At 40.8% G+C, this 6,155-nt stretch carries 5 protein-coding genes; 3 read left to right on the top strand and 2 right to left on the bottom strand.

Annotated features, from left to right (window positions below; translation table 11 throughout):
* Positions 1 to 286: 286 nt before the first annotated feature.
* Positions 287 to 1,669, bottom strand: coding sequence for a cytochrome P450 (locus GNF10_RS34160; protein WP_185581038.1), 1,383 nt, complete (start codon positions 1,667 to 1,669; stop codon positions 287 to 289).
* Between the two features lie 189 nt (positions 1,670 to 1,858).
* On the opposite strand from GNF10_RS34160, the gene GNF10_RS34155 reads away from it, so the two are divergent.
* The 3 genes from GNF10_RS34155 to GNF10_RS34145 all read left to right on the top strand — a co-directional run bounded on the left by GNF10_RS34155 (position 1,859) and on the right by GNF10_RS34145 (position 5,754).
* Entirely contained in the window at positions 1,859 to 4,072 is a 2,214-nt protein-coding gene (locus GNF10_RS34155; protein WP_185581037.1) for a phosphoketolase, read from the top strand.
* A gap of 219 nt (positions 4,073 to 4,291) precedes the next feature.
* Positions 4,292 to 4,504: a hypothetical protein gene (locus GNF10_RS34150; RefSeq protein WP_185581036.1), complete on the top strand. Its 213-nt coding sequence runs from the start codon at positions 4,292 to 4,294 to the stop codon at positions 4,502 to 4,504.
* 260 nt (positions 4,505 to 4,764) lie between these two features.
* The gene (locus GNF10_RS34145) at positions 4,765 to 5,754 is read left to right on the top strand and encodes a GTPase (protein WP_185581035.1); all 990 of its coding nucleotides are present in this window, start codon (positions 4,765 to 4,767) and stop codon (positions 5,752 to 5,754) included.
* A gap of 280 nt (positions 5,755 to 6,034) precedes the next feature.
* On the opposite strand, the gene GNF10_RS39530 is transcribed toward GNF10_RS34145, so the two are convergent.
* Entirely contained in the window at positions 6,035 to 6,133 is a 99-nt protein-coding gene (locus tag GNF10_RS39530; protein WP_369009417.1) for a DUF2281 domain-containing protein, read from the bottom strand.
* Positions 6,134 to 6,155 lie beyond the last annotated feature (22 nt).

Here is a 6,155-nt window from a genome sequence, read left to right as displayed (position 1 = left end):
ATAATATTTTTTACCAAATTTTTAGAGGTATTTATAGAAAAATCTTACTCAATTATTTTGGATATATCCATGAAAATTACGTCTTTTGGTAATGTTAAAACGTTTGATATTACTGTATTACCTCAGTCTTAAAACTCATTCTTTTTACAGTTGTAATATATTAAAATCCTCCATAAACCTCCTTAAAAGAGGACTATGGGGGATTATTTAAAAATATTGAAAATCTATCTAAAGATATACATGAAAGTTGAAGGTTCCCTGGACGCAACCATCATAGCCCTAACTATCAAACAGTGGTTGTCTGTAGGATGGAAGATTTCACCTGACGTTGGCTGGTGACAACCATCTGGATCGGACGATCTTGGCCTGTCACTAAACCACGGCGTTTAGGTCGCACGTCACCATTGTCAACTAGTTCTAATTCGCGGGTGGAAAGGATTTTGGCGAGTGCTAGCTTCATTTCTAACTGGGCAAATGCTAGACCAATACAGCGTCTTGCACCACCCCCAAAAGGTAAATATTCATAGGGAGAAAATTGCCGTTCTAAAAAGCGTTCTGGTTTAAACTGCTTAGGTTCGGGGTATAAATCTTCTCGGTGGTGGGTCAAGTAAATTGAACCAATAACACCTGTACCTGGTTCAAGTTCGTAGCCGCCCAAAGATAGAGGTGTTCTGACTATTCTGGCAAAAGTCAGCATCGCTACTGGGTAAATTCGCAAAGTTTCGGAACAAACAGCGTTGAGGTAGGGTAATTTAAAAATGGTGCCAGGATCTGGGTTATCACCCAAGCTATCTAGTTCTTGCAGTAACTTTTGGCGTACTGATGGTATTTTTTGAATCCAGTAAAATGCCCATGCTAAGGCTGTTGCTGTGGTTTCATGGCCTGCGACCAACAGAGTCATTAATTCATCGCGTAACTCTTCATCAGTCATTGGTTGACCTGCTTCATCCCTAGCTGCCATGAGTAAGCTGAGGATATCTGTGCGTGATGGGTCTGGTTGTTCTTGACGTTCTCGAATTTCTTCGTATATAAGTTTGTCAGCTGCCTGCTGTCGGCGCATCTGCTTTCCCCAGAAATTAATCGGGCCAAAATCCCTTTGCAAAGCTGGAAAATAAAGCAAAGCGGCACTCAATACAGAACTTCCTTTTTCCAGCATTTCAGCCAAACAATGCTGTAATTTTTCGGCGCGTGGGCCTTCATCTAGACCAAACACAGCTTGCATAATCACTCGCAGGGTAATAGCTTGGGTAACAGACCGGATATTGAAGGTTTGCCCTATCTGGTGTTGGCTAATGACTTTTTCGGTAATATCACTAATTATTTGACTATAGCTTCGCATTCTTTCACCGTGAAAAGGTGGCAATAACAACTGCCGTTGGCGTTGGTGTTCTGCACCACTGATGGTAATCACAGAATGCTTACCAAGCAAAGATTCAAACACCAGATTTGTATCACCAGGTGCTTCTAACCCCTTGGTATCGTTTGTCAAAATCTGCTCTAGCACTTCAGGTTTACTGACAAATATCAGTGGCGGAGATTTGCTGTCTAGCCTGATGGTGAACATATCCCCATATCTTTTGGCACAAGTTTCCATAAATGACATGGGGCTAGTAATCCAGCGTAGCATCTGTAAAACTGCTGGGCTTTGCGGGCCGTTTGGTAATTTCATAAAATTCTTTTGTTACTTTATGTCTTGTTCTTACTTTAACTAACTGCAACTTATAAATTTCTGTTGATTGGAGTTACTTATACTGAGGGTACAAAAAAGCAATAAACTGTTACAGCCTGAAAGATGTAAAATTTTTGTTAAATTCAACGAGCATCTACAGTTTCATCTCATCGTCACAAGGTACTCAGCATGACTGCAATCTCTCCAAAAGCTTCTTCAGCGCTTCCCAATTTTTCTGAAGGAATTCAATATTTTGGTGAAGCGTTACCAGATTTTGAAACTCATGGTGCAACACCTGCTATCGAGTCGGGCAAAATAGCGATCGCATCGACCACAGATAAAGCAGCGGTATATCAAACTTTACTAGCTGCTGATGCCTTACGCTACCTGACTTTGCAAGTTACCGCTAGCAAGGCTTCTGGGCATCCCGGCGGATTTGCCAGCCAAGCAGAAGCTTACGCATCTCTTGTCATGCTGGGATACAAGAACATTATTACTGAAGTCGGACACCACGCCCCCGGATTTTATAGTGCCATGTTCTTGGATCGTTCGCTAGAGGACATGGGAATTTTTACAGTCCAACAATTGCGCGATCGCTTTCGAGAAAAGCACGGATTATTAGGACACCTTTCTGGTTTCATTCCCGGTATTCTCGCACCTGCGGGGCCTTTGGGACAAGGGCAACACTTTGCAATGGCGGCTGCACTGTTACACAAAGATAAGTTGTTCCCCTTTACAGTTGGGGATGGTGGATTGGGTGAGCCTTATATTGTAAGTGCGATCGCACATTTCCATACTGCTTATCCTGCTGCCACCAACTTCTTACCAGTGTTGGTATGGAACGGTTACAGCCAAGAACATCACAGCATGGTTTCCCTGAAAACCAATGAACAGATGCAAGCATATTGGCAAGGTAACGGTTTTGATGAAGTCGTATTAGTGGATGCCAAGGATTTTGACGATCAAAACCAGCCAGGAGATTACGTTGATAGTACCGCTTTTTCCTTTGAGAAACGCCTAGCATTTACTCAAGCAGTACTTTCGGGTGTAGATAAAGCAGCGCGTTTTGCGTTGGGTGGTAAACTTACCGTCTTCATTATTAAACAACTCAAAGGTGCAGGAGTCCACGCGCGGGGTGCAAAATCTCACAACCTATATCCTAAAGATACGCTGGATGCGCCACATATTGTCAGTGCATTGCAAACCCGTGCTTTGTCAGCAGAAGCTTGGCAATTAGTCAGAACAAATGCCGAACGTGCAGGCGGTGGCCCAGCAGCAAAAACTGTGGTGACAGAATTTGAATTCCCATTGCCAGAATTAGGCGAATTACCTTTAGAAGAATATGCAGTTGGTGGCGAACCAAAAGTTTCCACAACCGCGATGGGACGATTGGTAGGAATAGTTGGAAATAAAGATCAGAATTTCCTCGTCACCAACGCCGACGGTAATGAAGCATCAGGAATTGCCAACATCAACCAAGCATTAAAGATTATCCACCCCACAACCGACGATTTATATAATCAAGCACCAAATGGACAAGTTTATGAACCATTGAGTGAAGATGCTTGTGCCGGTTTAGCTGCGGGTTTGGCGTTAATGGGTGCGAGAACTTTGTGGTGTTCTTACGAATCTTTTGCCATTAACGGATTACCAATTTGGCAAACTGTAACCCAAGCAATGGCAGAATTGCGTCGTCAAACTCCCTCAACTATTACTTTATTCACAGCAGGCGCATTAGAGCAAGGGCGCAACGGTTGGACTCACCAACGTCCTGAAATTGAAGCTTACTTTGCTTCCTTGATGCGAAATGGTAATGTTTTCCCATTATTTCCTCCCGATGCTAATAGTATTCAAGCCTGTTATGACTGGGCGTTGAAAACTAAGAATAAGGGAGTTGTGATTACAGCTAGTAAATCACCATTGCCAATTCGCACAACTTTAGAACAAACTCGTCAAGGGTTGCGCGATGGTGCAGTGTTATTACATGAAGTTGCTGGTGATAGACAAGTTGTATTTGCTGTAATTGGCGATTTAACATTAATACCAGTATTTGAAGCTGCTGCTTTCTTGGAAACTGAAGGTATTGGTGTGAAGATAGTTTCTGTGATCAATCCTCGGCAATTGTACCGTAGCCATGATACTGCTTGGGATACTTGTTCTGAACCCGAAGGCGGTTTCTTGGATGATGCAGCATTTGCCGAATTATTTGATGGCGATGCGTTAATTGCGGTTACTGGTGGTGCTGCGGGGATGCTGGAACCAATTCTGTTACGGAGTACAGCGAAGCGCGACACCTTTGCATGGAAACGTGGCGAAACTACAGCTAGTGCTGGCGAGTTGATGGCATTTAATGGATTGACTGCTGAAGCGTTAACGAAACGTGCGATCGCATTAGTCCATTAAATGATATTGCATAAATGCGGGATGATTTTATTGAATTTTCCTTTGCGTTTCATCTCTAGATTCAACAACGCCCATTAAATAAAGCTGGAATTGTTTCTACTTTTATCGCATTTATACGTATAGAAACGCTGAAATTGCGTCGGAATGCGTATACTTGCGTTTTTTTATTGAAGAGAACTTAGCAAGCAGGAAAAATGGGAGTAGATTTGCTGAAATTCTTTGACAAAAGCTGGTTTTGGAGTCACAAAAGCTAGTTTTGGTGTCGCAAAAGCTAGTTTTGAAGTCACAAAAGCTGGTTTTGGTGTCGCAAAAGTTAGTTTTGAAGTCGCAAAAGCTGGTTTTGGAGTCAGAAACTTAGTTTACAAGTCACAAAACTTGATTTTTGAGCTAGGACGAAGGTTTTTAAATTGGAGAAACTTTCAGTTACCCTGAAGGGTGATATTTTTATCTGGAAGCGTGGGGAATGTGGGACTTGAGGACAAGTGCGATCGGGTTAGTGGATTAAGTTAGATTTTGTAGATAGGAAAGTCTAAAATTTTATCCCAAATGAATCTACGGTGATAAATTAAGATTTTGATGCGTGTATTTGCGGTTAACTTTTTAAAGAATTGTGACATAAAATTTTTCCTTAAGCTACATATAAAACTCCTCTCTAGATTTTGACTATGAGGGAGGCTAATTTTAGCTTGTTTATGAACTCAGTTGAAATACAAGAAAAAATATTTATGATTGAACAACAAGCTCAAAAATTTCTTGAAGCTTTTCAAGCAAAAATCCCAGGAGCGCGTAACAAAAAGCTTGTGTTCCTTTTAATCGGTCGTACAGGAGTTGGAAAATCCAGTACTGTAAATGCACTGTTAGGAAAACCGATTGCTGAAGTTGGCGATTATGAAGCAACAACAATGGGAGTTGAGTCTTATGAGTCTGAACTTGATGGTATCAAGTTTACAGTTATTGATACTCCTGGTCTATGTGACGATATTGAAGAAGCTGAAAGGGATCAACAGTATTTAGAACTTATGCGTTCAAAAGTAACGCAAATTGACTCAATGTGGTTTGTTAGCCCTCTGAATGAAACAAGAGTTAGGAGAGATGAGATTGAAGCGATTGAATTGATTTCAAGAGCATTCGGAAAACAGGTATGGCAACATGCTGTTATCATCTTCACATTTGCTAACTCTGTCAGCTTATCAAAGTATCCAGAAGCTTTAAAGAAAAGAACAGAACTTATTAGAAAGGCGATAGCAAATTGTGAAGATGTTGGATTAGTTGTAGCAAACGATATTCCATCAGTTGCTGTAGATACTGGAAGTGAAATAACTCCAGATGGTGAAAAATGGCTTGGAGAACTTTTTACAAAAGTATTTTCAAGAATATCGGAAAGAGGCGCTATACCCTTTTTTTTAGTAATGGCAGATAGTCTAAAACCTCCACATAATAATAAGAAAGGATTTGAACAAGATTCCACACTATTGGGAACTACTCAAATTGATTTTGAGAAACCACGAATCGAGCTTAATGAAAAACAGAAAAAGGAAGTTAAAAAGACAATTGATGCTTTAATTATTCCAGGTTTGGCAACAGCAGGAGCTACTATTGGATCGGCATTTGGCCCAGTTGGCGCTGCTGTCGGTGGTGGAATTGGTGCTGCTATAGGATTCATTGCATGGCTGTGGGATTAAATTTAAAATAAATAAACCATCCAATTGTTAATGAATCGTAAGTTATTATCTAGGAAGTTCACAAGTTAATAGAGACGGTTCAATATTAGCCCACTGTGTTGTTGTCCAGCCATGAAATTTGTCACTCCGATTAATTACAGCAACCAATGGCCCTGTATCTAGCAATACACATCGCCTCATCACGAACCGTAACCATCCATATAATCTTTATTCGTAGACAAATCACTTGATGCTTCCACACAACCAATGTATTCTTGAGCCAGAGTCAAAACCGAAAACCCTAATTTTTTTCTTGAGATGATAATTCTTGCTTTTGGATTTTCGCAAGTAAAAATTCTACAAAATCTAACGCCTTTTGTTGCTTATCAGGAGGTAATATTCTTACCTTGTCTATAATAATT

It is taken from the genome of Nostoc sp. UCD121 (genome assembly GCF_014222285.1).
Lineage (GTDB): Bacteria > Cyanobacteriota > Cyanobacteriia > Cyanobacteriales > Nostocaceae > Nostoc.
This window is presented reverse-complemented; position numbering and strand designations above follow the sequence as displayed.